Genomic DNA, 26,790 nt, shown 5'->3' with positions numbered 1-26,790 from the left:
ACCATTGAACCGGCAAGGAATAGAGATGCATGACATCGGCCTGTTGATCGGTTCCGAGCAGCGTCAGGCGCTGGATGGCGAGACGTTCGAGCGGCTCAACCCCGTGACCGAAATGGCGGTGACGCGTGCCGCCGCCGCCCGGGCGAAGGATGCGAATGCCGCCGCCGAGGCCGCTGCGGCGGCGTTTCCGGCATGGACGGCGATCGGACCGAATGCGCGTCGCACGATGCTGCTCGCCGCCGCCGCCGCGCTGGCGGCCCGCGCCGGGGACTTCACCGCCGCGATGCAGGACGAGATCGGCGCGACGGCGGCGTGGGCGGGGTTCAACGTCACGCTCGCCGCCTCGATGCTGCGCGAGGCCGCCGCGCTGACCACGCAGGTCACCGGCGAGACGATCCCTTCGGACAAACCGGGATGCCTGGCGATGTCGGTGCGGCAGCCGGCGGGCGTCTGCCTGGGCATCGCGCCGTGGAACGCGCCCGTCATCCTCGGCGTCCGCGCGATCGCCGCGGCGCTGGCCTGCGGCAACACCGTGATCCTGAAGGCGTCCGAGGTCTGCCCGCGCACGCATGGCCTGATCGGCGATGCGATGCGCGCGGCAGGGCTTCCCGCCGGCGTCGTCAACGTCATCACCAATGCGCCCGCGGACGCCGCCGAGATCGTCAACGCGCTGATCGATCATCCCGCGGTGAAGCGGATCAACTTCACCGGATCGACCAAGGTCGGCCGGCTGATCGCCGAGCGCGCCGCGCGGCATCTGAAGCCGGTGCTGCTGGAGCTTGGCGGCAAGGCGCCATTCGTCGTGCTGAAGGACGCGAACCTCGACGAGGCGGTCAAGGCCGCCGCGTTCGGCGCGTTCTTCAACCAGGGCCAGATCTGCATGTCGACCGAGCGGATCATCCTGGAGGAGCCGATCGCGGATGCGTTCATCGCCGCCTTCGCCGCCAAGGCCGCAACGCTCCAGGCCGGCGACCCGACCGACGGCACCGCGCCGCTCGGCGCGATCGTCAGCCGCGAGAGCGCGCGCCATGTCGAGGCGCTGGTCGACGACGCGGTGGCGCAGGGCGCGCACGTGCTGGCGGGCAACGCCGCGGGCGAGATACTGACCGGCGCGGTCGTGATCGACGGCGTGACCCCGGGGATGCGCGCCTATGCGGAGGAGAGCTTCGGCCCGATGGTGACGATCGTCCGCGCCGCCGACGCGGACGACGCGGTGCGGATCGCCAACGACACCGAATACGGCCTGTCGGCGGCGGTGTTCGGCAGCGACATCGCGCGGACGCTGGCGGTGGCACAGCGCATCCAGTCGGGCATATGTCACATCAACGGCCCGACCGTGCATGACGAGGCGCAGATGCCGTTCGGCGGGGTGAAGGCGTCGGGCTATGGCCGCTTCGGCGGACAGGCGGGGATCGCCGAGTTCACCGATCTGCGCTGGATCACGATCGAGACCCGGCCGGGGCATTTCCCGATCTAGTCGATCACCACCTCGATCAGCGTCGGTCCGGTTGCCGTGAAGGACGCCGTCAGCGCCGCGTCGAGGTCGCCCGCCGCCGCGACCTTCGTCGCCGGAATGCCCTGGCCTTGCGCCAACGCGCAGAAGTCGATCGCCGGGAGGTTGGTCCCGACCATATCCTGCAACCCGAAATGCCGGCCGAAATGGTGCAGCGCCTCGTAGCGATGGTTGTTGGCAATGACGAAGCTGACCGGCAGGCGGAGCTGCGCCGCGGTCCACAGCCCCTGGATCGCGTACATGCTGGAGCCGTCGCCGAGGAAGGCGATCACCTTCTCGCCCGGCCGCCCGAGCGCGACGCCGATCGCGGCAGGCAGGCCATGTCCGAGACCGCCGCTGGCGCAGGTGTAGAAGCCGTTCTCCCGCGTGATCGGCAGATAATCGTGCATCGGCCCGCGACTCGACGGCGCTTCCTCGACGATGATCGCGTCGGCCGGGCGCAGGCGGGCGATCTGCTGGAGCAGATAGCGGTCGTCGAACACCCGGCCATCCAGATCGGGCTTGCGAGCGGGCATGGCCGGTGTCGGCCGAACCGGTGGCGCGGTCGCGTCCAGCAACGTGGCAACCGCCAGTTTCGTGTCGGCGACGATGCCCGTGCTCGCCGGGTTCCAGGCGAGCATGCCGTGGTTGTCGGCGATCTGGACGATGCGCGCGCCCTCGGGCACGTGCGGGCCGAAGCCCTCGACATGGTAGAGCGACATCGGCCCGCCCAGCACCAGGATGACGTCGTGCCCGTCCAGGCTGGCGACGATCGGCTCGCGCGCGGCGGTGAGGAAGCCGGCGAACAGTGGGTGATCCTCGGGGAAGCCGCACCGCGCCGACATCGGCGAGACCCAGACCTGCGCCGCATGGCGCTCGGCCAGCGCAACCACCTCGTGCCAGGCATCGTCGCGCGCCACGCCGGCGCCGACCACGATCGCGGGCCGCCGTGCCGCCGCCAACGTCTCGGCGGCCTCGCGCAGCGCCGCCGGGTCACCTGGATTGCGCGAGGCGATGGCACGCGGCGCGATGCTTGCGCACATCCGGTCCCAGTCGTCGACCGGCACCGAGACGAAGGTCGGCCCGCACGGCGCCTCCATCGCGACATGATAGGCACGCGCGATCGCCGCCGGCACGTCCTCCGCGCGCGCGGGCTCGCACGCCCATTTGACGAAGGGGCGGGGAAACTCGGTCGCGCGCTCGGCGAACAGGAACGGGTCATACGGCAGGATGGAGCGCGCCTGCTGCCCGGCGGTGACCACCAGCGGCGTCTGGTTCTTGTGCGCGGTGAACAGGCTGCCCAGCGCATGCCCGACGCCCGCCGACGAGTGGAGATTGACAAAGGCCGCGTTACGCGTCGCTTGCGCATATCCGTCGGCCATCGCCAGCACGACCGATTCCTGCAAGCCCAGCACATAGCTGAAATCGTCCGGGAAGTCGCGGAACATGGGCAATTCGGTCGAACCCGGATTGCCGAAGATTGTGGTCATCCGATGGGCACGCAACAGCGCCAGCGTGGCTTCGCGTACCGTGACCATCGTCCCGTCGGACCTCATCATGCCCTCCCCACTGCACCCAGCCACCTGCCGATGCTTGACAGCTTTAGGTAAAGTCGTATGGTCATTATTACAAGCAGCTCTTTGTGAGGCCGGCGGTGCGAGAGGGTCATGCGTGTCACCTAGGATGACCAGTTTCAGGCAGACGCTGAAGAACGAGGGCTTCATGGTCCTGTTCGGTGCTTATGACGCGCTGAGCGCCAAGGTGATCGAGGCGTCGGGCGGCAAGGCTATGTTCGTCAGCGGGTTCTCCGTCGTCGGCGCGCGCTTCGGCGTCCCCGATATCGGGCTGCGCGCGTTCGGCGACATCTCGGCCGCGGTGCGCGACATCGTCGGCGCCAGCACCATCCCCGCGCTGGTCGACGCCGACGACGGCTATGGCGACGTCAAGAACGTGATCCACACCGTCCAGAACTACGAGCGGATGGGAGTCAGCGCGCTGATGTTCGAGGACCAGCGCTGGCCCAAGCGGTGTGGACACATGGCCGGTAAGAACGTGGTGCCGATCGCGGAAATGGCCGGCAAGATCCGTGCGGCGACGAGCGAACGGCTCGATCCCGAGACGTTCATCTTCGCGCGCACCGATGCGCGCGCGGTCAACGGCCTGGACGATGCGATGCGTCGCGCGGAGGCGTGCCTGGAGGCGGGCGCCGATGGCCTCTTCATCGAGGCGCCGGAAAGCCGCGAGGAGTTCGAGCGGATCGGCCGCGCATTCGACGTGCCGCTGATCGCCAACCCGCTGCCCGGCGGCAACTCGCCGATCTTCACGCCGGCCGAGTATCGGGAGCTCGGCTTCGACATCGCCTGCTACGGCGTCACGCCCATCCTCTATGCCGCGGGCGCAATCCGCGACCGGATCGCCGACATCATGTCAGGCCGCTTCGCGCTGGAACGGTCGGAGATGACCTTCGGCGAGTTCAAGAACCTGATCGGCCTGCCGCAATGGGACGAGTACGACGAGACCTATGGTCTCGCGAGCGAAGGGGCATCGACGTGAGCGAGACGCTGTTCGACAAGATCTGGGGTCGGCATGTCGTGTCCGATCTGGGCGACGGGTTCGCGCTGCTGTTCGTCGATCGGCACATGGTCAACGACATGGCCGGCCAGGGCTTCCTGACGCTCAACAAGCGCGATCTGCCGATCCCCCATCCCGAACTGACGTTCGCCACCGCGGACCATACCGTCGCCACGCTGGCGGGGCGGCTATCTGATGTGGACGACAGCGCCAATCCCTATGCGCAGAACCTGCGCGACAATGCCGCGCAGCACGGTTTCCGGCTGTACGACCTCGACGATCCCGCGTTCGGCATCATTCATGTCGTGGCGGCCGAGGAGGGACTCGCGCTGCCCGGATGCACGCTGGCGTGCGGCGACAGCCATACCAGCACGCTGGGCGCGGTCGGCGCGATCGCCTGGGGGCTGGGCCAGTCCGATCTCGTCCATATCCTCGCGACCCAGACGAGTATCCTGCGCAAGCCGCCGAACATGCGGATCACCATCGACGGAACGTTGCCGGGGACGGTGACGGCCAAGGACATCATCCTGACGCTGGCCGCTCGCCTGGGGGTCGCGGGCTGCTCCGGCCACGCCGTCGAGTTCGCCGGCGAGGCGATCCGGGCGGCGTCGATGGAAGCACGCTTCACCATCTGCAACATGGCGGTCGAGATCGGCGGACGCTTCGGCATCATCGCGCCCGACGAGAAGACCACCGAGTATCTGCGCGGCCGTCCCCATGCGCCGCGCGGCGCCGACTGGACCGCCGCCGTCGCCGACTGGCTGACGCTGGCCAGCGACGAGGATGCCGTGTTCGCGCGCGAATACCGGCTCGACGCGTCGGAGATCGTGCCGCAGGTCAGCTGGGGCACGAATCCCGGACAGACCATCGGCATCGGGGACATCGTCCCGGCCGCCGACGCGAGCCAGGATGCCAGCGCGCTAGCGACGCACCGTGCCGCGATCGCCTATTCCGGCCTGGAGGAAGGCACCTCGATCGCCGGCGTGGCCGTGGACATGGTGTTCATCGGTTCCTGCACCAATGCACGGCTGTCGGACCTGCGCGCCGCGGCGTCGGTGGCGCGCGGGCGGCGGGTAGCCGCAGGCGTCACGGCCTGGGTCTCGCCGGGATCGGAAGTGGTCAGGCGCGACGCCGAGGCCGAGGGGCTCGACCTCGTCTTCAAGCAGGCTGGGTTCGGCTGGGGTCATGCGGGCTGCTCGATGTGCGCGGGCGCGGGCGACCAGAAGCGCGAGATCGGGCAACCGGGCATGCGCATCGTCTCGACCACCAACCGCAATTTCGTCGGTCGCCAGGGTCCCGGCACGCGGACCCATCTCGTCAGCCCGCCGATGGCCGCCGCCGCCGCGGTGTCGGGCAGGATCGTCGACGTCCGCGTGCTGGAGCCGCTCGATGCCTGAGCCGTTCACCCTCCTGACGGGCAGCGCGGTGCCGCTGCTGCGCGACAACATCGACACCGACACGATCTCGCCCGGCTCGCCTCCCAAGCGCAATGGGGGAGGCACCGCGTTCGGCGAGCATGGCTCGACGACACTGGCGGACGACCTGTTCGCCAACTGGCGCTACACGCCCGAAGGCGATCCGGTGCCCGGGTTCGTGCTCAACCAGCCGCGCTACCAAGGCTCGCGCATCCTGCTCGCCGGGGCCAACTTCGGGTGCGGCAGCTCGCGCGAATCGGCGGTGTGGATGCTCGCTGCCTGGGGCATCCGCTGCGTGGTCGCGCCGAGCTTCGCCGAGATCTTCTCCGCCAACTGCTTCGCCAACGGGCTTCTACCGCTGGCGCTTTCCGCCGACGTGATCGTGGAGCTCGCGGCCGAGGCGGACACGCATGGCGCGTTCACGGTCGATCTCGAATGCTCCGTCGTGTCGACGCCGGCCGGTCGCGCCATTCCGTTCCAGCTCTCCGCCTACCGCCGCCGCGGCCTTTTGACGGGGCTGGACGACATCGCGCTGACGCTGAGCAATCCCGAGCAGATCGAGGACTATCTCGTCGAGGGCCGGTCGCGCTCGCCCTGGCTATATCCGGCACCGGGCGCCCTTGCCGTAAGAAACGTGCCGCCGGGCCAGGCCGGGGCGGCGGTCACGCGGACGCTCGGCGGCGCATAGACCTCAGCACGACATCTCCGACAGGAACGCGGCGATGGTGGCGGCGAGCGCCTCCGGCGCTTCCAGCATGGGGTAATGCCCCACCCCGGCGATCGTCGCGAAGCGAGCGTGCGGGTACAGCCCTTCGTAGACCGGACGCATGACGCTTTCCGCGACGCCGTGGTCATGCTCGCCGAAGACGACGAGCAGCGGCGCCGTCAGCCTGGGCGCCTCGGGCGAGAAGTCGTCATCGGCGAACGATCGCAGATAGGCGCGGCGGGTGTCGTCGTCGGCGGTCTCCCGCGTCCTGGCGACGATGTCGTCGAGCCACGCCTGGGAAAGCCGGCCGCCGACCGACTCGCCGACCAGCGCCCCGGCCACGTCATCGTCGCCGCACGAGCGTTCGAAGAAGGCGCGCACCTCCGGCGGGAAGGGCAGCGGGGCGACCGACACCGGCGTCACCGCGATCACCGCGCGGACGGCGTCGGCGTGATCGATCGCGAGCTTCTGCGCGGCCTTGCCTCCCATCGAATGGCCGAGCACCGCGAAGTCGTTCCAGCCGAGCGCCTGCGCCACCCGCCAGCCGTCCTCCGCCATGGCTGCCATATCATAGGGTCCCTCCTCCGCCCGCGCGGTGCCATAACCGGCGATGTCAAACGTCGCGCAGGTGAACTCGTCTGGCGGCAGGAGCGCGATCAGCGCCGCGAACACGCGCTGGTCCCAGAACCAGCCGTGGATGAGCAGCAGGCGACGCGGGCCGTGGCCGGAGGTCTGATACCGATGCTCGTCCATCATGCCTGTCCCGCTCAGAGATGCCGACCGCCGTCGACGACGATCACGGTACCGGTCGCCATGGTGAGGTGGGTCGCGGTGGCGAGGATCGCCCGCGCGACCTCGTCGGCTTCCATCACCCGCTTCATCGGCGTCCTGTCGGCCGCCGCCTGCAGCGCCGCCGCGTCGCGGCCCGGCACGAACCCGGTATTGACCGCGGCAGGCGATACCGAGACGACGCGGATCTGGGGGCCGAGCGCGCGCCCGAGCGACATGCCCATGGTGTCGAGCGCCGCCTTGGACGCGCAATAGGCCACGTTGCTGCCCGCGCCGGTGAAGGCCGAGATCGACGACACGTTGACGACCAGCGCCTCGCCCGTACGTCGCATCAACGGCGCGAACGCGCGGATGCAGGCGAACGGCCCGCGTACATTGGCGATCAGGATGCGGTCGAACGTCGCGTCGTCCAGCGCGTCGAGGTCGCCGTGCGGGATCGCACGGGTAAACCCGGCGGAATTTACCAGCATGTCGCACCGGCCCCAGCGCGCCTCGACGTCGGCCGCCGCAGTGCCGAGCGTGGCGCTGTCGCCCAGCGCCAGGCGCGCGGTGCAGTGCCGACCGGTTCCGCCCGGCAACTCGGCGACGATCGCGTCGGCGCGGTCGGCGCCCTCGTTATAGCCGACCAAGACGTGCGCCCCTGCCTCGGCGAGCAGCCGCGCCGTCGCGGCACCGATCCCGCTGCTTCCGCCGGCGACGACGGCAACGCGGTCCTGCAAGGGCGTAAGCGTCAGAAACATCGTCGTAAGCGGATCCCTGCGAACGCGGCGCCGGCCGGCATGCGTCGTGCGTGACGGCAGTGCGACGCTACGAGCAGCAGTCCTCTGCAACAACGCCAATCCGGCGGCCGGCTGTCACCCGATCATGTGATGGATCGCCAAGGCGCGAAGGAGGAATGGTGTCCGCGCGCATGCGATGATCGCGTGGAAAGGCTCGACCATGGATCTGGGCATCAAGGGCCGCCGGGCGCTCGTCTGCGGTGCCTCGCAGGGGCTCGGGTTCGCCTGTGCGCGGATGCTGGCGCAGGAAGGATGTGTCGTCATCCTGAACGGCCGCGATGGCGAGAAGCTCGCCGGCGCCGCCGCGTCGATCCGTGCCGATGGCGGCGAGGTCGGGACGATCGCCGCGGACCAGACGACCGAGGCCGGCCGGGATGCCCTGATCGCGGGCGCGGGCGACCTTGACATCCTCGTCAACAACAACGCCGGTCCGTCGCCCGGGGGCCTCGACGACTGGGATCAGGCGGCGCTGCTCGGCGCGCTGGGTGCCAACATGATCCCGGCGATCCTCCTCATGCGCGCATTCATCCCGGGCATGCGCGCGCGCCGGTTCGGCCGCATCGTCAACATCACCTCGGCAATGGTGAAATCGCCGCGCTATCACCAGGGCCTGTCGACCGCGGCGCGCGCGGGCCTCACCGCCATCGCCAAGGCGATCTCGCGCGAGGTCGCGGTCGACAACGTCACGATCAACAACCTGCTGCCGGAGCGTATCGACACGCCCCGACAAGAGGCGATGGCGCAACGGATCATGGCCATGCAGGGGATCGACCGCGACGAGGCACGATGCCAGATCGCCGACAGCATCGCCGCGAAACGCTTCGGCCGACCCGAGGAGTTCGCCTCGGCCTGCGCCTTTCTCTGCGGCGCGGATGCGGGCTTCGTCTCGGGGCAGAACCTGCAGGTCGATGGCGGGTCCTATGAGGGCCTGATCTAGTGCGAGGCCGCGAGAACCTCATGGGCCGGCCGCCGGGCAAGGGAGAAACGGCGTGAAGATCGCAGGATATCTGGAAGGCGATCGGATCATGGTCGGCGCCGTCGCGGCGGACGGCGCGGTAACGCCGCTTGGTGAACGCGACGCCTTCTGGGTTCGGCCGTCCGCTGCTGTGCCGCAGGGCGCCGCGATCGGCATGCTCGCCGATCTGCGGGAACGCCCCGCGATCCCGACCGGCGCGCGCGTGATCTGCGTCGGTCTCAACTATCGCCTGCACGCACAGGAAACCGGATCGCCCATCCCGACCGTGCCGGTCATCTTCTCGCGCTGGACGCGGTCGCTGACGACCGACGGCCAGCCTGTGCCGAAGATCGAGGATAAGTTCGACTGGGAGGTGGAGATCGGCGCCGTCATCGGTCGCCGCGTGTTCCGCGTCACCGCCGACCAGGCGGTCGCCGGCATCTTCGGTTATGTCGCGTTCAACGACCTGAGCGGGCGGAGCTTCCAGCGCCAGACGCCGCAATGGACGATGGGCAAGAACTCGGACGCGAGCGGGCCGATGAGCCCGGTAGTGACCGCCGACGAGGTCGGCGATCCCGCCGCCGGGCTGCGCCTGACGACGCACGTCAACGGCGAGCTGCGGCAGGACAGCACGACCGCGGACATGATCTTCAGCGTGCCCGAGATCATCGCGCATGTCAGCCAGGTCATGACGCTGGAGCCCGGCGACCTGATCATCACCGGCACGCCGGCGGGCGTCGGCCTGGCCACGGGCACTTTCCTGGACGCAGGTGACGAGGTCGTGATCGAGGTCGAACGGATCGGTCGCGTTCGCACGCCGATCGTCCCGCCACCGGCCCCGATCTTCTAATCCCCGATCTTCCAATCAAGGACGATGACGATGGCGACCAACCCCGAGTTTCGATCGTATGTGCGGCCACTGGACGCGCCGCGGCTGGCGAACTTCCGCGGCATGGATGCACGCGCCTATGGCGAGGCGGCCCGGAACGTGCCGATCCCTGCGACGCTGCTCGGCGATTGGGCGGACCTTCGCGACGAACCGTTCCGGGGTATAACCTGTAACGGACACGTCGAGCACGGACTGTTCCGGCTGGCGGAGGAAGGCGCTCCCAGCGGGCAGATGGTCGAGTGCGCGCAGGCGCTGCTCGCCGGTCTCGACGCGGGTCAGCGCCGGCGGCTGAGCCATCCGGTCGACGCGGACGAATGGCGCCGCTGGAGCAATCCCGAGTTCCTGGCCAACCCGAACGGTCTTCGGCTAGAGGATGTCGGCCCCGACACCCGCGCCGCGATCCTCCGCGTCGTCCAGGCATCGCTGAGCTCGGCGGGCTACGCCAAGGCGCGAGGCTGCATGAAGACCAATGCGTTTCTGGGCCAGCTCTGCGACCTGCCGCTCATCATGAACGAGTGGAGCTATAATTTCCTGCTGTTCGGCGAGCCCTCGCTCGACAAGCCTTGGGGCTGGAACCTCTATGGCCATCATCTCGTGCTGAACTGCTTCGTGCTGGGCGGGCAGATGGTGATCTCGCCGACGTTTATGGGGGCCGAGCCCAACGTCATCGACACCGGACCCGATGCGGGCCTGCGCCTGTTCGAGGCGGAGGAGCACGACGGCCTTGCGCTGATGCGCTCGCTATCGCCGGACTTGCGCGAGCGCGCGACGATCTATCGGCGGATGCGCGACGAGGCGATGCCCGACGGCCGCTGGCACCCCGCCGACCAGCGGCACCTAGGCGGCGCGTTCCGCGACAATCGCATCATCCCGTACGAAGGCATCGCGGTCCGCAATTTCAGCCCCACGCAGAAGCGACAGCTGATGGACATCGTCGCGGCGTTCGTCGGCTATCTTCCGCCCGGGCCGCTCGCCGCGAAACTGGCGCAGGTCGAGGCCGAACTGGACCGGACCTATTGGAGCTGGATCGGCGGCCATGGCGACGATGATCCATTCTACTACCGCGTGCAAGGACCCGTCCTGATGACGGAGTTCGATCACCACAGCGGCGTCTGGCTGGGTAATCAGGAGCCGGCCAAATGCCATACCCATACCGTCGTCAGGACGCCGAACGGCAACGATTACGGCCGGGACTTGCTTCGCCAGCATTACGAGCAGGTGCATCCTGGATATTCGCCGGGCGAGGCCTAGCCGGTCCCACAGCGGACGGCCGCAACTCGCGTCGCGGCCGCCCTTCCAACCCTGCTACCTGCCCGGCGATCAGACGGCCGGAAACCGTGGCTTGAGCCAGTCGACCATCGCCTTGATCGCGACGTCGCGACCGCCCTCGTCGGGCTTGTGCGGCACGCGGTAGCCGAAGTGATCGCCGACGACGATCGTCATCTCCTTGTCTTGGGCAGGCGACTGCGCGAAGATCTTTTCGGCGACGTCGGGCGACAGCGCATTGTCGCCCGAGTAGCTGAGGACCAGCGATGGCATCGTTACCGCATCAATCTGGCGCAGCAGATTGGCTCGCGAATATCGGGCCGACCACGAGCTCAGCCAGACGCGCGGCTCGACCACCTTGGTGCCCATCTCCATGTCGTAGTTGGAAAGATCGGGCCGGATCGACATCAGCGTGCCATAGCTGCGATCGGACGGCGTGATCGAGAAGTCGACCGCCTTGGGATCAGACTGGAGGCGGTGGACGTGCATCAGGTGCGTCACCGACGCGCGCCGGTATAGCGTGGCGCGCTCGCCATAGGGGAGGTGGTCGACGCCGTCGGCCGCCAGCGCCTGCTCGGCGTCGCGCTGATCCTCGACCATCTTCCAGGCGATCGCGTCGATCCGTCCCTCGCGCACCACCTGCGCGGCGCGGAACCGGGCGAGGAAATCCTCCGCATAGGTCGTCTCCGCCGGCGGCTCGCGAAAGCCGTTGCGCTCGTCGAACATGTCGAGGAACGGATCGCACGACGCCGGATCGTTCTCGTCGACGACCGACGGGTCCATCTCGGTCTGCAGCGTCACGCCCGGTCCCAGATGCGCGCCGAGGAAGACGAAGCCGTCCGCGACGGGCATGTCGACCTTGTTCAGGTCATACGGGTCGCCCGCCGCGGTGTCGGTCAGCCGACCGGGCGGCGGGGTGGTCGCCTGCTTGTGGTACAGCGAGAACAGGGTAGCGGCGCCGCTGTTGCCCAGCAGCACCAGCTTCTCGAAGCCGCGCGACCGCAGGAACGCCATGCCGGCGGCGATGTCGGTCAGCAGCCACTCGTGGATGGTCTGCGCGACCGCGTCGGGTCCCGGCGAGCGGCCCAGCTGCGAGAAGAAGGCGTAGCCCGCGCGCGTGAAGCCCGGCACCGAATAGTGACGCGTCATGTCTGCGCGCGGGTGCATGAGGCAGATCACCGTCTTTTCGTTGCCGTTCGAATAGAGCGCCGCCTTCGACTTGGCGCCGTCGAACGCGGTCAGCACGACATCCTCACGCTTGGCCGCCGGTGTGTCGTCGCCGAAGCTGATGAAGTCCGATCCCTTCGCATATCGGCGGAAGTACGGAACGCTCATGCTGGATTGTCCTTCCCGATTTCGGATGTGCATGCGGCTATCCAGGCAGGGGGGTGAAAGCCATCACACACCTATGGGACAAGCTGCCCGACCGGCATCGACGCTTCACTACCGGACGCACCCACGGTGACCGCACGATCGGGAAAGGCGCGCAGCCAGGGGATCATCAGCCCGCCAACGACGAGCAGCACGATCGCCGCGGCAAGGATCCGCGAGAACGGAACGTTGTTCGCGTGAGCGATGCCCACCATCAACGGACCTAGCGCCGACGAGATCGATACGACCGCCGCGCACGTGCCGAATATCTGTCCCAACCTGACGACGCCGAAATAGCGCGTCATGATGAACGGCAGCAGCGACTGCGCCCCGTAATGCCCGGCGCCGAGCAGCGCGCCGCCGACCAGGAACATCTTGGACGACGTGGCTCCGCGCAACAGCAGCGCGCCGGCGATCGTCACCGCGAAGCACCCCAGCAGCGCGCGCGGACTTCCCGCCCGGTCGATGAACGCGGAGAACACCAGCGCACCCGCCAGGGCACCCAGCGAGAACAGCGACACCGTCCAGACCGCGATCGTCTGGCCGACGCCATCGTCCTGCGCGATCGGGAGCAGGAAGGACGAGACGCCGGTCGCGACGATCGCCGATACCGCGATCGCGCCGGTGACGAGCAGGAACTGCGGATCGAGCAGCGCGCGGCGCAGCGGAACGGCAGGCGGCGGGGATCGCCCATGCGCAGGCGCGGCGCCGCGCGGCGCCTCCCACAGGAATCGCCAGACCACCGGCACCCCGACCGCGACGACGATGCCGCCGAGCGCCAGATAGGCGTCCCGCCAGCCGAACGCGTTGATCAGCGACTGCGCGACCGGCGCGAGGATCGCCGCGGACAGCATCGGCGCGGCGGTTATGGCGATGCCGAAGGCGACGCCGCGTTGGATCTGGACCAGGCCCGACAGCGCCTTGGCGAACACCACCGGCCCGGTGAACGCCGCCGCGACGCCCAGCAGGCCGTACAGCGGGAACAGCGCGCTCCCGGCGCGATCGGTCAGCGACAGCGCGGCGACCGCCAGGCCGAAGAACAGCACGCCGGGAACGGCTATCCGCTTGGGTCCGTGACGATCGACCAGCCAGCCGGTGAAGACGTTGGTGACCGCGCTGGTGCAGGTGGACAGCAGGAGCAGGGCCGGAAAGACATAGGCGACATGTTTCTGCTGCAGCGAGAAGATGTTCAGGAACATCGGAAACGTGCCGAGGAAGACCGGGATGATGCACAACGCCATGCCGACCGACGCGGCGGCAACCGTCGAGCGCTCATGCGATCGGGTGGTGTCGGTCATCGGCCGGACCTTGTATCGCCGCATCGGAGTGACGCAGGCGAGCGCCCGGGCGCGCCGTATATCGTGCCCTCAAACGGGGTGATCGCGATACGCGCCGGGACCCTCACCTGTGCAATCCGCCGTCGCGCCACACTGACGACTCCAGTTAACGACGCGCTCGATAACTGACTTGCCTGCCGTCCGCTGTCACATGAGCTTGTGAGTTCTGAATCGACGCCGGAGTATTACGGTCGGCTAGGCATCAGGAGAGATTTCGTGATTCACCACCTTTCGATAGCGGTCAAGAATCCCGAGCATGTCGCGGGCGTGTTGACGAAGCTGATGGGGGGATGGTCGCGACCGTTCCGCATGTATCCGGGTTCGTATCAGGCGTTCCAGCTCGACGACAACGGAACGCAGATCGAGATATACCCTGCCGGGCTCGAGATCCAGCCGGTTTCGGATCGGCCGGGCGGCCTGACGCCGGGCACGCCGCGCGATCCCGCTTATGGTCCGACCCACTTCGCGCTCAGCGTGCGGCATTCCGAGGAAGAGGTATACGCGATCATGGCGGCGGAGGACTGGCTGTGCCGCCGCAACGACCGCGCCGAGTTCCCGGTGATCGAGGTATGGATCGAGAACGCGATGATGTTCGAGGTGCTGCCGCCCGATTTCGCCGCCAAGTACCTCGAAGTGACCCAGCAGACGAAGCGGGAGGTACTGGCCGAGCGTACCGCCGCGGCGATCTCGGAAGCCGCCTAGGATCGCCGTCGCTCCCGCACCCGACCAATCCGGATCAGTTGCCGCGGGGGCGGTCTGACGAGACCGGCGAACCTGCTGGTCGATGACAGGTCGGTACCGGGTCGATCCGTCTGCCGACCAGGCCGGACGCAGGCGACACCGACCTTTGCGAGAGGCAATGCGCATGAAGGCTCTTCCCCTGCTCGCGGCGGCGTTGATCGCCTCCCCCGGTTCGGCGCCGGCACAGACCGCCGCGGCGGCCACCACCGCCTTTCCGGGTGACCTCGGCCGTCCCTTCGACGGCCTGCCGCTGCCCCCCAATCCTGCCGAGCACCATCTGCCCTGGCCATCGATGCCGGGGCCGGCGCGCGGTCCGAGCATGGCGGTCGCGATGCTGATGGCGCAGGGGGCCGTTGCCGCGTGCACGGGACAGCATATCGGCGTCAGCGTCATCGACGCATCCGGTCTGCCGAAGCTCTATTACATCACCGATGGCGCGCCGGGTTACCACGCCTATACCGGCTTTCGGAAAGCCTACACCGCGCTCACCTTCAGGATGCCGACGTCGTCGGTCGGCGCGATGACCAGGAACGACGCGGCCGCGGCCGCCCGGATCACTGCGGATACGAACCTGCTCGCTTTTTCGGGCGGCGTGCCGATCGTGGTCGGCAACGAGGTGATCGGCGCGATCGGCGTGAGCGGCGTCGAGCCGCGTCCGGGCGACAGGAGCGATCCGGGCCTCGGCGACGAGCGATGCGCGCGAGCTGGTCTCGACAAGGTCAAGGGCCTCCTAGGATAGCAGGCCCGGCGTCGTCTGCGGGCAGCGTCGATCCGCGCGCCGATGATGGCAGCGTTCGACATCCGGCGTCGAGGGCCAGGCTGACTGCCGTATGAGCGCCGACGCCGACACGCCTTTCGAACAGAGGCCCACCCCATTGGTCACACCCCTATGTGACATGCGTGAACTCAAAGGTATCAATATGAGGACAACAGCGCCCGAGAGCGCGTGACGAATAGGAGAGAGGGCGCATGAAGGCGCATTTGTTCGGTTCGGCCGCGACCGTCGGTATTGTCGCGCTGTTGCTCGAGCCGCGACTCGCGCTGGCGCAGACCGCGGCGGGCGGCACGTCCTCACCGGCTCCAGCCCCGATCGACGCGGCTGCCCCCGGCACCGCGAGCGAGTCCCGACCACAGCCGCCTTCAACCGCCGAGCCCATCCAGAACGATCGCGCCGTTCCCTCACCGACATCGTCGGGCCTTGAAGACATCGTGGTCACCGCGCAGCGTCGCGCGGAGAACTTGCAGCGCGCGGCGATCGCGGTGACCGCGGTGAGCGGCGACTCGTTGATCCGCGCCGGCGTCACCGACAGTTCGCAGCTGACCCGGCTTGTCCCCGCGCTCCAGATCAGCAACGTATCCGGTCCGATCAACGCGTTCTATTTGCGCGGCGTCGGCAATTTCGTGGTCAATTCGCTCAGCGATCCCGCGATCGCGTTCAACGTCGACGGTGTGAACTTCGCGCGACCGACCTCGTCCCAGGGAGTCTTCTACGATCTCGAGCGGGTCGAGGTCCTGAAGGGACCGCAGGGTACGCTATACGGTCGCAATGCGACCGGCGGCGCGATCAACGTCATCACCGTCAAGCCGAAGCTGAGCGAGTTCAGCGGTTACGGGAACTTCGAATACGGCAACTACGACTCGAAGAAGGTGACGGCGGCGATCAACATACCGTTCGGCGACAACAACGCGCTGCGCGTCGCCGGTCAATACGTCGACCGCGACGGCACCTACAGCGACGGCACCGGCGACGACAAGCGCAAGGCTATCCGCGCCACCTTCGCGAGTCAGGTGACCAGCGGCTTCAAGCTGACGGTCAGCGCGGACTACGAGCATCAGGGCGGAGTCGGCCCCGGCGCGACCGTCGTCGGGCTGAACAAGGACGACCGCATCGGCCTGTTCGATCCCCGGGCGGAGGCGATCATCACCCGGTCCTTCTCCTTCGGGCTGGGCGGCAATACGCTCAACGCCCTGGTGCCGGACTATTATAACCGCAACAATTTCTGGGGCGTCTATGCGCAGGCGGACGTGACCACGCCGGTCGGCACGCTGACCGTCCTGCCCGCCTTCCGCCGATCGACGCTGGACTACAGAAGCTACGCCGGCGGCTTCGCGTTCACCAATCAGGAGGTCAACAAACAGGCCTCGGTCGAGGTGCGGCTGGCGTCGGACGGCACCGGCCCGCTGAGTTACATCCTCGGCGGTTTCTACATGCACGAGACGACCAGCACGCACGTCAATTACGACCAGCAATATTACTCGGCCTATGCCGTGTTTCACCCGGTTACGGACAGCTATGCCGGTTTCGCCCGGCTAACCTACCGGCTTTTCGACAAGCTGCGCCTGACGGGCGGCATCCGGTACACGATCGACGCCAAGCAGGCCGACCTGCGCTCGCTGAATGCCGTCGCCATCTGTCCCACCGGCTCCTGTCCCGGCACGCCGGCCTTTCCCGATACGGTCGCCGTGCCGGCGTTCCTGGCGGGTGCCGACGGCACCGGCGTTCCGTTTCAGCCCTATGGCCCGGGCGGAGCGTTCGCGAACTCGAGCCTCAGCACGCTGAACGCCTCGAAGACGTTCAAGAAGCCGACCTATCGCGCCGGGCTCGAATATGACGTCGCGCCCGCCTCGATGGTCTATGCGACGTTCGAGACCGGCTTCAAGTCGGGCGGCTTCTACTCGTCGATCGATACGCCCACGTTCAACCCCGAGACGATCAACGCGTTCACGCTGGGCTCGAAGAACCGCTTCCTCGACAATCGCCTGCAACTGAACATCGAGGCCTATCGCTGGACCTACAAGGGTCAGCAGATCGCGCACTTCCGCAACAACAGTCAGGGCGGCTCCGAGTTCGTCACCGAGAACATCGGCACGACGCGGCTTCAGGGCGTCGAGGTCGAGGCGCAGGCGCGCGTGTTCAAGGCCACCACCCTGAACGCGACCGCGCAGTATCTCGACGCCAAGTACGTCTCGTTCAGATACGGCAACTCGGCCTCGGTCGGCCCGCCCGTCACGGGTTGCATCGTGTCGGGGCCGGTCGACGCGCAGTTCACCGTCGATTGCAGCGGCCGCCGTCCCAGCCAGGCGCCCGAATGGACGCTGAGCGGCGGTATCGAGCAGCGCATCCCGCTCGGGAACGCCGGCAACCTGACGTTCACCGCGCAGACCCGCTATCAGAGCGGCACCTATACCGGTTTCGAGCTGCTGGCCGCCGAGTATCAGCGGGCCTATTCCATGACCGACCTGGAACTGATCTACGCGCCGTCCGGCGCGCGGTTCACCATCGCGGCGTTCGCCAACAATGTCGGGAACGCGAATGTCACGGCCTTCTCGCAGCCGCATCCCCAGGCGCCGTCCCTGGTGGTCGAGAACCTTCGCGATCCTCGCCTCTACGGCGTCCGCCTGGGCGCGAAGTTCTGAGCCCGCTCCCGTCGAGGTGCGACGGCGGTGCGTCATCCAGCGGCTCCGGGGGGATGGCGCGATACGATCATGTGACGGGGATTGCCGGACGGCCTCCCGCTCGCGCGGACGGCGGGATGACCATCGGCGCCGATGCGGTACACGACCCGGATCTCGCCGGTTGATCGGGTGGCCAACCGGCACCGGGATTTCCTGCGGCGTCGGCGGACGGACAAGGACCCGTGCCCAGGCGCGCCTCGATCGGATTGCTGACCCCCATCATGAGGAAGTTCGACGATGCAGACCTATCAACAAGGTGGCACCAGCGACGCGCGCTACACGAGGGTCGCGATCACGCTGCATTGGGCGATCGCGTTCTTCATCATCCTCAACCTGTCGACCGGTTTCTTCCTCGATCGGCTGCCGCCACCCGTCACCCTACTGCACATCTCGTCCGGGATCACGGTGCTGGCGCTTACCGCCCTGCGGGTCGTGTGGCGCCTGACCCACCCCCGCCCATCCTATCCCGCCGAGTACAGCCCGTGGGAACGCCGCCTGGCGGACATCGTCCATTTCTGCCTCTATGCCTTCATGATCGGCATGCCGCTGACGGGATGGGCGCTCATTTCCGCAAATCCCCCGCTTGATTCACCCGGCGCGGCGGTCGATGCGCAGCAACTCGCCAGGATCGGCCAGCACTCGCATGCGGGCGGTAACCCGCCGATCTGGCTGCTGATCCCGCTCCCTTATATCGCGCCTATCCATGAGATGGGTCGCGATCCCGCCGGATTGCCGGCGCAGCGCGTGGCGCATGACCGGTTCGATACCGTGCACAAGCTTGGCGCCTTCTCGCTGCTGACCCTGTTGCTGCTGCATCTCTCCGGCGCGTTGAAGCATCAATTCGTGGACAAGCAGCGTGAACTGGCGCGGATGGGTATCGGGAGGCGTCGGCCGCAGTTCCGATGATGGTCTCCTGATGATGGTTGACGGGGAACAGCGATCCCCGCCCGCGTCAGGCGGCGGCGCGTTCAATCGCGTGCTCGAGGGTGGCGACGAACTGGTCCATCGTCCGCTCGCCCATGTCGACCGCCTTGGCGTTGCCGCCGGCGACGACCGTCACGTCGGTGATGCCGATCACCTTGAGGATCAGGCGCAGGTATTGCGTGGCGATGTCGCGGTCGCGGATCGGCGAGCCTTCGGTGTAGACGCCGCCCGACGCGATCAGCACCGTCGCGGTCTTGCCGTGGACGAGGCCGCTGCCGTCGAACCCGAGCGTCATGCCCTTGCGGACGATATGGTCGACCCATGCCTTCAGCGCGGCGGGCACGTTGTAGTTGTAGACCGGCGTGGCGATGACGAGGTGGTCGGCGGCGAGGATCTCGGCGACCAGTTCGTCGGACAGGCGCAGCGCCTCCTTCATCTCGGGCGAATGCTGCTCGGCCGGCGTGAAATACGCTTGTAGCCAGGGCGCGGTGACGAACGGCAGGTCGGTCTCCATCAGGTCGCGGGTCGTCACCGCGCCATCGGGGTGGGCGGCCCGCCAGTCGGCGACGAAGCGGCGGGTCATGGTGCGCGAGACCGAGTGGTCGCCGCGCGGGCTGGTCTCGACGACGAGAAGCTTGGTCATGTCAGTTACTCCTGTGTGTGAAGGGTCAGCCGAAGCGGAAGCCGGAGATCGGCTTGCCGAGCGCGTAGCCGTGAAAGGCGATGTGCCCCGGCTCGCCCGAAGCGGCGCCGGCGACCACCATCAGCGGCAGCAGGTGATCCTCGTGCGGCTGCGCCTGGCGCGCGCCGGGGGCCTGCTCCCAATCGACCAGCGAGCGGTCGCGGGTCGCGCCGTCGACCATTGCCGTGCGCAGCCAGGCGTCGAACGCCTCGGCGGCGGGGTCGCCGCTGCCGCCGCCGGCCATGAAGCCGCGCATGTTGTGATAGGTCTGGCCGCTGCCGACGATCAGCACGCCCTCGTCGCGCAGCGGCGTCAGCGCGCGGCCCATGGCGAGATGCGTCGCGGGGTCGAGCCCGCGCTGGAGCGACAGCTGCACGGTGGGCATGTCGGCGTGCGGGAACATCACCTTCATCGGCACGAACACGCCATGGTCCCAGCCGCGCGCCGTGTCCGCGCCGCTGTCGATCCCCGCCCCGCCGAGCAGGTCGCGTACCCGCGCCGCCAGCTCCGGCTCGCCGGGAGCGGGCCAGGTCAGCTGATAGGTATGCGCCGGAAAGCCGCCATAATCGAACAGCAGCGGCGGCGCGGCGGCGGCGTTGACCATCGGGCGTGCCTGTTCCCAATGCCCCGAGACGATGAGGATTGCGCGCGGCCGCTCGTCGAGCGTGTCGGAAAAGCCGCGCAGGTAGTCTTCCAGCTCGCGCCACGTATTGCGCATCGGGCCGGGGTCGAGGAAGAAGCATGGGCCGCCGCCATGATTGATGAAATAGGTCGGTTGCATGCAGTCAATCTAAGTGTCCCACCGCCTTGCGGAAGCGATCAAATTGTGATCGTCTCTATCGGCACAGGTGATGGAGCATGATCGGCAATTTGAGCCTCGACCAGCTGCGCGTGCTGGTCACGATCGCCGAGACCGGGGGCTTCTCCGCCGCCGGGCGGCGGCTCGGGCGCTCGCAATCGGCGATCAGCCAGACGGTGGCGACGCTGGAGACGATCCAGGGCGTCGCGCTGTTCGACCGCCCCGGCCATCGGCCGCGAGTGACGGAGGTCGGGCGGGTTCTGGTCGAGCAGGCGCGGCTGGTACTGGCCAGCGCCGCGCGGTTCGAGGCGGTGGCGGCGGGGACGCGGGCCGGGCTGGAGCCCGAACTGGCGCTGGCGATCGACCCGCTGGTGCCGACCGCGCCGCTGACCGCCAGCCTGCGCGCGCTCAGCGAGACCTATCCCGACCTGCCCGTCAGCTTCTCGACCGAGGGGCTGGGCGGCGCGCTCCGGCGGCTGCGCAGCGGCTCGGCGGCGCTTGGCCTCTGCCTGCTGCTGCCGGGCGTCCCGGACGATATCGCCGCCTATCCGCTGCTGCGGGTCGCCATGCAGCCGGTGGTTGCGCCCGGCCACCCGCTGGCGGCGCTGGGCCGCCCGGCGACGCGCGGCGACCTTGAGCCGCACGTCCAGCTCGTCCTGTCCGACCCGGTCGACCCCGGCGGCGCGGCCTACGGCCTGACGAGCGCGCGGCTGTGGCGGTTCGTCGACCTTGGCCGGCGGCTCGACTTCCTGCTGGCCGGCTTGGGCTGGTGCCGAATGCCCGAGCATCTCGTGGCGCCGCCGATAGCAGCGGGCAAGCTGGTCCCATTGCGGCTCGAAGACGATCCGACGCCTGCCGAAGGTCTGATCATCTACGCCGCTCATCGCCGAGACCGCGCGCTCGGGCCTGCCGGTCGTTGGCTGCTCGACGAATTGCGACAGCGTCTAACGGTAATGTGAGAGACCCACCTGCGGTCACTCACATGGTCAGGTCGCGATCCCAGCTTCCGCCATTCGTTCACGTCGATGCGCGCTCGCTGATCAACATTGCAGGAGCCCTGGGGTCAGGACTTGTTGATCAGAGCCGAGGATGACGCCGGCGGCGAGAGCGATAGCGGAGAAGAATACGGTCGGGCATCGATCGTAGCGAGTGGCGACGCGACGCCAGTCCTTCAGACGGCCGAACATAATCTCGATACGGCTCCGGCTTCGGTAGCGGCGCTTGGCGTATTTGACGGGCATAATCCGGGATTTTCGGCCCGGAATGCAGGGCGTGATGCCCTTTGCCTGAAGGGCGTCCCTGTACCAGTCTGCGTCGTAGCCGCGGTCGCCCAGCGTCCAATGCGCCTTGGGCGTGGCGCTCGCGGCGGCCAATCCCTCCATCATGCGGAGGAATACGCCCCCTTGCGCCCCACCGCTTCCACCGATTGTAGAGCGTCTTGTGGAAGCCATATTCCCTGGGTGCATCGCACCGGCGCAGTCCGTTACGGTTTACGAAGACGATACCGCTCAACACCCGCCGATCATCAACCCGGGGCTTACCGCGGCTCTTGAGGAAATCCGGCTCGAGCCGCGCCATCTGCTCGTCGGTCAGCCGGTACAGGTCGTTCATCCTCGGTCTCATCACGGAGCCTGAACCAGGTCTGGCCTCTCAGATCAATGGATCCTGACCCTGGGAACACGAAGGGAGACCCGGCCGCATCGAACGGACGCTCCGCGAGTGCCGACACGGACTCCTCGATCTCAACGGCGTTCATGCGCACTGCCCCCGCCCCGCGAACGCCCGCGATCTAGCAACCGGTCGAGTCCCGCGATAGAGAGATGGCCGGGGCCGGGACGCCTCCGCCCACGTCAATCGCGGTGGCGACGACAGGGCATGGCGCAGCCGCGCGGGATGAAGGTGGAGCGGGTAGCGGGAATCGAACCCGCGTATTCAGCTTGGAAGGCTGCTGCACTACCATTGTGCTATACCCGCCGGTCGTGGACCGGCCTTGCGATCCGTCGATCGATCCGCCCGTCCACTGCCACGACGACGCGCCCGTGGTCAACACGGGAGCTTGCCGGTAGAGGCGCCGTGACTGCGCCACCCGGTCACGATCACCTCCGCATTGACGGCCCCGCCCCCGCCCCTACAGCATCGGGCATGAGCAGCGTCGCGGTGCAGGGACTTACCAGGAGCTTCGGCACGGCGCCGGCACTGGAGCCGACGGACCTGTCGATCGCGGACGGCGAGTTCGTCGTGATCGTCGGCCCGTCGGGATGCGGCAAGTCGACGCTGTTGCGGCTGATCGCCGGGCTGGAGACGCCGACCGCCGGGCGCGTGACGATCGGCGGGCACGACGTCACCGCGCTCGAACCCGCAAAGCGCGGGATCGCGATGGTGTTCCAGTCCTATGCGCTGTACCCGCACCTGACCGTCGCGGAGAACATCGCCTTCCCATTGCGCATGGCGAAGCGCCCGCCCGGCGAGATCGTCGCTAAAGTTGCCCAGGTCGCGAGTCTGCTGGAGTTGGACTCGCTGCTCGACCGGCGCCCCCGCGCGCTGTCGGGCGGCCAGCGGCAGCGGGTGTCTATCGGCCGCGCGATCGTGCGCGATCCCGCCGTGCTGCTGCTCGACGAGCCCCTGTCGAACCTCGACACCGGCCTGCGCGTCCGGATGCGGCACGAGTTCGCGCGCCTGCACCAGCGGCTGGGCACGACGATGATCTATGTCACGCACGACCAGATCGAGGCGATGACGCTCGCCAACCGCATCGTCGTGATGTCGCACGGCCGCGTCGAGCAGGTCGGCGCGCCGCTCGATCTCTACCGGGCGCCCGCGACGATCCGGGTGGCGGAGGCGATCGGCTCGCCGGCGATGAACATGCTGCCGGTCCAGGTCTCGCGCACCGGAGCGACGGAGGCGGTCGTGACGCTGTCCGACGGCGCCGAGTGCGCGGTCGCAGCGCAGGTGCCCGGAACGGCGGTCGGCACGTCCGCAACGCTGGGCGTCCGGCCGGAGCACCTGAGGCCCGATCCGGACGGGCCGCTCGGCGGGGCGGTGGAACTGTTCGAGCGGCTCGGCCCGCTGTCGTTCGCGCATCTGGGCGAGGCGGGGGCGAGGGGAAGCGTCGTCGCGCAGTTGCCGAGCGACCGGCACGTGACGCTTGGCGAGACGATCCGCTTCCGCGTCGACCCGGCCCACGCCTTTCTGTTCGCCGACGACGGGACGGCCTGGCCGCGCGTCAGCCCTTGATCCCGCCGCCCAGAACGCCGGTGAGGTAATATCGCTGGAGCGCGAGGAACAGCAGCAGCACGGGCGCGGTGGTGACGACCGCGCCGGCCATCATCAATTCGGTATCGCGCGCATGCTCGCGGCTGATCGCGGCGAGCGCGACGGGCAGCGTGTAGAGGTTCTGGTCGGTGATCGCGATCAGCGGCCACAGGAAATCGCTCCAGCTCGCCAGGAAGCTGAACAGCGCCAGCGTCACCACGACGGGCCGCAGGAGCGGCAGTACGATGCGGGTCAGGATGCGCCACTCGCTCGCCCCGTCAATCCGGCCCGCGTCGAGCATCTCGTCCGGGATCGCGAGCGTCGCCTGCCGCACGAACAGCACGCCGTACACGCCGGCCAGCCACGGCGCGAGCACGCCGGCATAGCTGTTCACCAGCCCCGCCCATTTCAGCATGAGGAACAGCGGCAGCATCGCCACCTGCGTCGGCACCACCGCCAGCGCGAGCATCGCCTGGAGCAGTCGCGCACGACCGGCGAAGCGCAGCTTGGCGAAGGCATAGCCCGCGGGCACCGTCAGCGCGAGCGCGGCCAGCGTCGTCAGCGTCGCGAGCACGATGCTGTTCACGATCGCGGGCAATATCCGGTAATCGGTCGATGCCCCGCCGATGCCGGGATGCGCGAACAGCAGCTCGCGGTAGTTGTCGAGCGTGGGGTGCGCGGGCCAGAACGGCGGCGGGAAATTCGCGGCGCTGCCGGCCGGCATCAGCGAGACGTTGACCATCCACACCAGCGGCGTCGCAGCGACGAGCGCGAGGGCGGCGACCAGCGCCGTTCTGAGCGGCGCGGATCCGGTCGGGCCGCGCAGGGTCACAGCCATTCGCGTCGCCTTCCTATCCGCGTCTGCACCGCCGTCAGCGCCACCGCGGCCCCGAACAGCAGTATGGCGATGGCGGAGCCCATCCCCATGTTCCACCACGTGAAACCCTGATCGTACATGAAATACATCACCGTCAGCGTGCTCTGGGCGGGACCCCCTTGCGTCATCACGTACGGCTCGTCGAAGGTCTGGAGGAAACCGCCGACGCTCAGCACCGCGGCAAGAAGCAGCGCGGGGCCGATCGCGGGCAGCGTGACGTGCCGGAACCGTGCCCACATGCCCGCGCCGTCGAGCCGCGCGGCCTCGTGCAGCTCGTGGGGCACGGTGGCGAGCGCGGCGGTGAAGACGAGCATGTTGTAGCCGAACACCTTCCACACGATGAAGATCAGCGTGGCGGGGATGCTGGTGGCCGGGTCGCCAAGCCAGTCGACCGGCCCGATGCCGGCCAGCGACAGGGCATAGTTGAGCAGGCCGCTGCGGGTGTCGAGCACGTAGCGCCACACGAGCGCGGTCGCGACCAGCGTGGTAACATCGGGCGCGAACAGCATCAGCCGCCAGACGGGCTTCCACCGCACCGTCGCCGAGTTCAGCAGCAACGCGGTCGCCAGCGACGTGCCGATCGCGGCGGGCACGCCGATCGCGGCGAACAGCGCCGTGTTGCCGACCGCGTGCCAGAACAAGGGCGTGCGCAGCAGCTCCGCATAGTTGCCCAGGCCGACGAACCGCAGGTTCCGCAGATCGGCGAGCGCGTAGATGTCGAAATCGGTGACGCTCAGCAGCAGCGCGCCCAGCGTCGGCACGACCAGGACGACCGTTGTCGCGATCAGGACCGGCAGGGTGAACGCGAGGCCCGCGCGCGCCTGCCGCGTCATGCGGCCAGCCCCCCGTCGATCCGGCCCCGGTCGAGCAACCAGCGCCGCTTTCGCAGGATGCGATCGACGCGGCGGTCCATTTCGACGGTCGCCGCGTCGACGCCATAGTCGCCGCGGACCATGTGTTCGGCGACGAGCTGCACCTCCGTGACGATCCGCTGCCACTCGGGAATCGCGGGCGGGGCGACGCCGTGCGCAATCTGGCGTGCGAAGGTCTGCGCGACCGCATCGTGCGCGAGATCGGCATCCGCCCAGGCGCTCGACCGCGTCGGCAGGTCTCCGGTGATGGCGTGCAGGCGGCGCTGCATCGTCGCGCCGGTGAGATAGCCGACGAGCCGCCAGGCGCGGTCGGGATCGCGGGCCTCGCGGCTCACCGCCAGGCAGGCGCCGCTCGCCATCGCACCGCCGAAACCCCTCGCCCCGGCCGTCGCCACCGCGCCCCATATCTTCGGCGGCAGCATGGCCGCGCGTCGCCGCAGATCGCCGATCGCCACCGCATCGGACGGCAGGATCGCGAACCAGCCGCGACGGAACGCGATATAGGTGTCCCCCGCCTCCGCCCCCGTGATCGCGGGTGACAGCCGCTCGGCATAGATCGCGCGGTAGAAGGCGAGCGCGGCGCGAAAGCCGGCTGACGAGAAGTTGCCGCGCGAGTCGCGGTCGCGCAGGAACGGCTCGGGCTGCTGCGCGGCGAAGGCGAACAACGGCTCGGGCCAGTCGAGCAGATGGAGGGTCGCGTAGCGGTCGGGATGGAGCCGCCGGATCGCCCGCGCCATCCGCATCCACTCCTCCCACTGGAGCGGCGGCGCGGGATAGCCCACCTCGGCGATCAGGTCGCGGCGGTAGAATTGCACCCAGCTGTCCGCGGTCCAGGGCACCGCCATCGCTTGGCCGCCCACCCGCACCGATGCGAGCGCACCCGGATACTGGTCCGCAAGCAGCGGCCATGCCGGCGGCGGCGGCGCGAGCGCACCGACAAGCGCCAGCTCGGGCAGCCACCGGTTGTCGAGCATCATCACGTCGGGCAGCGATCCCCCCGCGAAACCGGTCAGCAGCTTTTCATGCGCGCCCGTCCACGGTACCGCCTGGACATCGACGTCGATGCCGGTCGCGCGCACGAAGGCCGGCAGGAGCAGCGGCGCGTTCTCGCCCGTCGTGCCGATCGCCCACCACGTCAGCGAGCGGGCGCGCCGCGTCCGATCGCAGGCGTTCAGGGAAGCGGTCAGGCCCAGGGCCAGCCCCGACCCCATCATCGTGCGCCGCGAGATCACCGCCTCGCCTCGTCATGTCGCAACCGCGTCGCCCTTTGAACTCTTCCGACTTCCCTATGCGCGGCGTTCCGGCGTCCCAAGCGCGATCGGTTCGATGCATTGATGCAGATTGCCAAGCCATGTCAAAACCGTTGCGTTCCCGCATCAGCCAATCGCGAAACGTCGGATCATATACTCGATTGATTGACGAAACGATCGGGTTGAAGGTGTGACGGTCTTCCTAAAGGGGAGAAAATGATGTTTCTGGCCGCCGATCGCCGCCGCCTGTTGACCGGTGCGGCGCTGATGTTCGCGCCCGCCGTGGCCCAGGCCCAAACCGCGCCCGCGCCTGCCGCCAGCGTGGATCAGGCCCGCGATGCGCAGGGCAGCGCCGCGGCCCCACAGC

Annotated in this window: 23 protein-coding genes, 1 tRNA gene and 1 pseudogene; 13 read left to right on the top strand and 12 right to left on the bottom strand. The window is 68.4% G+C overall.

Annotated features, from left to right (window positions below; translation table 11 throughout):
- Nucleotides 1-25: 25 nt before the first annotated feature.
- A complete protein-coding gene (locus HUV01_RS00350) occupies nt 26-1,477 on the top strand; it encodes an aldehyde dehydrogenase (protein ID WP_174296338.1) in 1,452 nt (483 codons plus the stop codon).
- Here the strand turns inward: HUV01_RS00350 and mdlC are convergent.
- Nucleotides 1,474-3,048 (bottom strand): benzoylformate decarboxylase, encoded by a 1,575-nt coding sequence (gene mdlC / locus HUV01_RS00345; RefSeq protein ID WP_254606275.1) that lies wholly within the window; start codon nt 3,046-3,048, stop codon nt 1,474-1,476. The two genes, HUV01_RS00350 and mdlC, sit on opposite strands and share 4 nt — an antisense overlap.
- 115 nt (nt 3,049-3,163) lie before the next feature.
- On the opposite strand from mdlC, the gene HUV01_RS00340 reads away from it, so the two are divergent.
- Genes HUV01_RS00340 through leuD form a run of 3 tightly spaced genes read left to right on the top strand, consistent with a single transcriptional unit; the run spans nt 3,164 to nt 6,166 of the window.
- Nucleotides 3,164-4,045, top strand: coding sequence for an isocitrate lyase/PEP mutase family protein (locus HUV01_RS00340; RefSeq protein WP_254606274.1), 882 nt, complete (start codon nt 3,164-3,166; stop codon nt 4,043-4,045).
- A complete protein-coding gene (locus tag HUV01_RS00335) occupies nt 4,042-5,460 on the top strand; it encodes a 3-isopropylmalate dehydratase large subunit (protein ID WP_254606273.1) in 1,419 nt (472 codons plus the stop codon). The genes HUV01_RS00340 and HUV01_RS00335 overlap by 4 nt, the downstream gene beginning before the upstream one ends.
- Entirely contained in the window at nt 5,453-6,166 is a 714-nt protein-coding gene (gene leuD, locus HUV01_RS00330) for a 3-isopropylmalate dehydratase small subunit (protein ID WP_174296336.1), read from the top strand. Before HUV01_RS00335 ends, leuD begins: the two co-directional genes overlap by 8 nt.
- A gap of 3 nt (nt 6,167-6,169) precedes the next feature.
- Here leuD and HUV01_RS00325 read toward each other — a convergent pair whose 3' ends face one another.
- Together HUV01_RS00325 and HUV01_RS00320 are read right to left on the bottom strand one after the other, a co-directional pair.
- Complete coding sequence (locus HUV01_RS00325) at nt 6,170-6,937, bottom strand: alpha/beta fold hydrolase (protein ID WP_174296335.1); 768 nt, start codon at nt 6,935-6,937, stop codon at nt 6,170-6,172.
- Between the two features lie 14 nt (nt 6,938-6,951).
- The gene (locus HUV01_RS00320; RefSeq protein ID WP_174296334.1) at nt 6,952-7,713 is read right to left on the bottom strand and encodes an SDR family NAD(P)-dependent oxidoreductase; all 762 of its coding nucleotides are present in this window, start codon (nt 7,711-7,713) and stop codon (nt 6,952-6,954) included.
- A gap of 199 nt (nt 7,714-7,912) precedes the next feature.
- On the opposite strand from HUV01_RS00320, the gene HUV01_RS00315 reads away from it, so the two are divergent.
- The 3 genes from HUV01_RS00315 to HUV01_RS00305 are packed head-to-tail and all read left to right on the top strand — an operon-like array spanning nt 7,913 to nt 10,847.
- Complete coding sequence (locus HUV01_RS00315; protein ID WP_174296333.1) at nt 7,913-8,689, top strand: SDR family oxidoreductase; 777 nt, start codon at nt 7,913-7,915, stop codon at nt 8,687-8,689.
- Nucleotides 8,690-8,741: 52 nt separating this feature from the next.
- On the top strand, nt 8,742-9,557 hold the full coding sequence (locus HUV01_RS00310) for a fumarylacetoacetate hydrolase family protein (protein WP_174296332.1): 816 nt from the start codon (nt 8,742-8,744) through the stop codon (nt 9,555-9,557).
- Nucleotides 9,558-9,587: 30 nt separating this feature from the next.
- Nucleotides 9,588-10,847 (top strand): DUF3500 domain-containing protein, encoded by a 1,260-nt coding sequence (locus HUV01_RS00305; RefSeq protein WP_174296331.1) that lies wholly within the window; start codon nt 9,588-9,590, stop codon nt 10,845-10,847.
- Between the two features lie 69 nt (nt 10,848-10,916).
- Here the strand turns inward: HUV01_RS00305 and HUV01_RS00300 are convergent, their stop codons facing one another.
- Both HUV01_RS00300 and HUV01_RS00295 read right to left on the bottom strand, forming a co-directional pair.
- Nucleotides 10,917-12,197, bottom strand: a complete 1,281-nt coding sequence (locus HUV01_RS00300; RefSeq protein WP_174296330.1) for an alpha/beta hydrolase — start codon at nt 12,195-12,197, stop codon at nt 10,917-10,919.
- A 71-nt stretch (nt 12,198-12,268) separates the two neighbouring features.
- Nucleotides 12,269-13,531 (bottom strand): MFS transporter, encoded by a 1,263-nt coding sequence (locus HUV01_RS00295; RefSeq protein WP_174296329.1) that lies wholly within the window; start codon nt 13,529-13,531, stop codon nt 12,269-12,271.
- Between the two features lie 255 nt (nt 13,532-13,786).
- Here HUV01_RS00295 and HUV01_RS00290 point away from each other — a divergent pair, with 255 nt between their 5' ends.
- The 4 genes from HUV01_RS00290 (at nt 13,787) to HUV01_RS00275 (ending at nt 18,673) form a co-directional block, all read left to right on the top strand.
- On the top strand, nt 13,787-14,272 hold the full coding sequence (locus HUV01_RS00290) for a hypothetical protein (RefSeq protein ID WP_174296328.1): 486 nt from the start codon (nt 13,787-13,789) through the stop codon (nt 14,270-14,272).
- A gap of 163 nt (nt 14,273-14,435) precedes the next feature.
- Nucleotides 14,436-15,050: a GlcG/HbpS family heme-binding protein gene (locus HUV01_RS00285; RefSeq protein WP_174296327.1), complete on the top strand. Its 615-nt coding sequence runs from the start codon at nt 14,436-14,438 to the stop codon at nt 15,048-15,050.
- Nucleotides 15,051-15,280: 230 nt separating this feature from the next.
- Nucleotides 15,281-17,728 carry a TonB-dependent receptor gene (locus HUV01_RS00280; RefSeq protein WP_174296326.1) on the top strand — a complete coding sequence of 816 codons (2,448 nt, stop codon included), beginning with the start codon at nt 15,281-15,283 and terminating at the stop codon, nt 17,726-17,728.
- 276 nt (nt 17,729-18,004) lie between these two features.
- On the top strand, nt 18,005-18,673 hold the full coding sequence (locus HUV01_RS00275) for a cytochrome b (RefSeq protein ID WP_174296325.1): 669 nt from the start codon (nt 18,005-18,007) through the stop codon (nt 18,671-18,673).
- A gap of 46 nt (nt 18,674-18,719) precedes the next feature.
- Here the strand turns inward: HUV01_RS00275 and HUV01_RS00270 are convergent, their stop codons facing one another.
- Both HUV01_RS00270 and HUV01_RS00265 read right to left on the bottom strand, forming a co-directional pair.
- The gene (locus HUV01_RS00270) at nt 18,720-19,334 is read right to left on the bottom strand and encodes an FMN-dependent NADH-azoreductase (RefSeq protein ID WP_174296324.1); all 615 of its coding nucleotides are present in this window, start codon (nt 19,332-19,334) and stop codon (nt 18,720-18,722) included.
- 25 nt (nt 19,335-19,359) lie between these two features.
- Nucleotides 19,360-20,154: a DODA-type extradiol aromatic ring-opening family dioxygenase gene (locus HUV01_RS00265; protein WP_174296323.1), complete on the bottom strand. Its 795-nt coding sequence runs from the start codon at nt 20,152-20,154 to the stop codon at nt 19,360-19,362.
- 77 nt (nt 20,155-20,231) lie between these two features.
- On the opposite strand from HUV01_RS00265, the gene HUV01_RS00260 reads away from it, so the two are divergent.
- Nucleotides 20,232-21,131 (top strand): LysR family transcriptional regulator, encoded by a 900-nt coding sequence (locus tag HUV01_RS00260; protein WP_174296322.1) that lies wholly within the window; start codon nt 20,232-20,234, stop codon nt 21,129-21,131.
- An 81-nt stretch (nt 21,132-21,212) separates the two neighbouring features.
- On the opposite strand, the pseudogene HUV01_RS00255 reads toward HUV01_RS00260, so the two are convergent.
- Both HUV01_RS00255 and HUV01_RS00250 read right to left on the bottom strand, forming a co-directional pair.
- Nucleotides 21,213-21,783: pseudogene (locus HUV01_RS00255) on the bottom strand (transposase).
- Nucleotides 21,784-22,072: 289 nt separating this feature from the next.
- A tRNA-Gly gene (locus HUV01_RS00250) sits at nt 22,073-22,146 on the bottom strand.
- 168 nt (nt 22,147-22,314) lie between these two features.
- Here HUV01_RS00250 and HUV01_RS00245 point away from each other — a divergent pair.
- On the top strand, nt 22,315-23,406 hold the full coding sequence (locus HUV01_RS00245) for an ABC transporter ATP-binding protein (protein ID WP_174296321.1): 1,092 nt from the start codon (nt 22,315-22,317) through the stop codon (nt 23,404-23,406).
- Here the strand turns inward: HUV01_RS00245 and HUV01_RS00240 are convergent.
- Genes HUV01_RS00240 through HUV01_RS00230 form a run of 3 tightly spaced genes read right to left on the bottom strand, consistent with a single transcriptional unit; the run spans nt 23,396 to nt 26,405 of the window.
- Nucleotides 23,396-24,262 carry a carbohydrate ABC transporter permease gene (locus HUV01_RS00240; protein ID WP_174296320.1) on the bottom strand — a complete coding sequence of 289 codons (867 nt, stop codon included), beginning with the start codon at nt 24,260-24,262 and terminating at the stop codon, nt 23,396-23,398. The two genes, HUV01_RS00245 and HUV01_RS00240, sit on opposite strands and share 11 nt — an antisense overlap.
- The gene (locus HUV01_RS00235) at nt 24,253-25,134 is read right to left on the bottom strand and encodes a carbohydrate ABC transporter permease (RefSeq protein ID WP_174296319.1); all 882 of its coding nucleotides are present in this window, start codon (nt 25,132-25,134) and stop codon (nt 24,253-24,255) included. The genes HUV01_RS00240 and HUV01_RS00235 overlap by 10 nt, the downstream gene beginning before the upstream one ends.
- Entirely contained in the window at nt 25,131-26,405 is a 1,275-nt protein-coding gene (locus HUV01_RS00230; protein WP_254606272.1) for an extracellular solute-binding protein, read from the bottom strand. Before HUV01_RS00230 ends, HUV01_RS00235 begins: the two co-directional genes overlap by 4 nt.
- Nucleotides 26,406-26,790: the final 385 nt, after the last annotated feature.

The organism is Sphingomonas bacterium (genome assembly GCF_903643035.1).
Lineage (GTDB): Bacteria > Pseudomonadota > Alphaproteobacteria > Sphingomonadales > Sphingomonadaceae > Sphingomonas.
The sequence above is the reverse complement of the archived record's forward strand: the minus strand, read 5'-3'. Positions and strand labels throughout refer to the sequence as shown.

Excerpts from the sequence above, each read along its gene's own strand:
- HUV01_RS00350 (WP_174296338.1), top strand. The coding sequence starts at position 26 with ATGCATGACATCGGCCTGTTGATCGGTTCCGAGCAGCGTCAGGCGCTG.
- mdlC (WP_254606275.1), bottom strand. The coding sequence starts at position 3,048 with ATGAGGTCCGACGGGACGATGGTCACGGTACGCGAAGCCACGCTGGCG.
- leuD (WP_174296336.1), top strand. The coding sequence starts at position 5,453 with ATGCCTGAGCCGTTCACCCTCCTGACGGGCAGCGCGGTGCCGCTGCTG.
- HUV01_RS00325 (WP_174296335.1), bottom strand. The coding sequence starts at position 6,937 with ATGGACGAGCATCGGTATCAGACCTCCGGCCACGGCCCGCGTCGCCTG.
- HUV01_RS00320 (WP_174296334.1), bottom strand. The coding sequence starts at position 7,713 with ATGTTTCTGACGCTTACGCCCTTGCAGGACCGCGTTGCCGTCGTCGCC.
- HUV01_RS00315 (WP_174296333.1), top strand. The coding sequence starts at position 7,913 with ATGGATCTGGGCATCAAGGGCCGCCGGGCGCTCGTCTGCGGTGCCTCG.
- HUV01_RS00305 (WP_174296331.1), top strand. The coding sequence starts at position 9,588 with ATGGCGACCAACCCCGAGTTTCGATCGTATGTGCGGCCACTGGACGCG.
- HUV01_RS00300 (WP_174296330.1), bottom strand. The coding sequence starts at position 12,197 with ATGAGCGTTCCGTACTTCCGCCGATATGCGAAGGGATCGGACTTCATC.
- HUV01_RS00295 (WP_174296329.1), bottom strand. The coding sequence starts at position 13,531 with ATGACCGACACCACCCGATCGCATGAGCGCTCGACGGTTGCCGCCGCG.
- HUV01_RS00285 (WP_174296327.1), top strand. The coding sequence starts at position 14,436 with ATGAAGGCTCTTCCCCTGCTCGCGGCGGCGTTGATCGCCTCCCCCGGT.
- HUV01_RS00280 (WP_174296326.1), top strand. The coding sequence starts at position 15,281 with ATGAAGGCGCATTTGTTCGGTTCGGCCGCGACCGTCGGTATTGTCGCG.
- HUV01_RS00275 (WP_174296325.1), top strand. The coding sequence starts at position 18,005 with ATGCAGACCTATCAACAAGGTGGCACCAGCGACGCGCGCTACACGAGG.
- HUV01_RS00270 (WP_174296324.1), bottom strand. The coding sequence starts at position 19,334 with ATGACCAAGCTTCTCGTCGTCGAGACCAGCCCGCGCGGCGACCACTCG.
- HUV01_RS00265 (WP_174296323.1), bottom strand. The coding sequence starts at position 20,154 with ATGCAACCGACCTATTTCATCAATCATGGCGGCGGCCCATGCTTCTTC.
- HUV01_RS00260 (WP_174296322.1), top strand. The coding sequence starts at position 20,232 with ATGATCGGCAATTTGAGCCTCGACCAGCTGCGCGTGCTGGTCACGATC.
- HUV01_RS00245 (WP_174296321.1), top strand. The coding sequence starts at position 22,315 with ATGAGCAGCGTCGCGGTGCAGGGACTTACCAGGAGCTTCGGCACGGCG.
- HUV01_RS00240 (WP_174296320.1), bottom strand. The coding sequence starts at position 24,262 with ATGGCTGTGACCCTGCGCGGCCCGACCGGATCCGCGCCGCTCAGAACG.
- HUV01_RS00235 (WP_174296319.1), bottom strand. The coding sequence starts at position 25,134 with ATGACGCGGCAGGCGCGCGCGGGCCTCGCGTTCACCCTGCCGGTCCTG.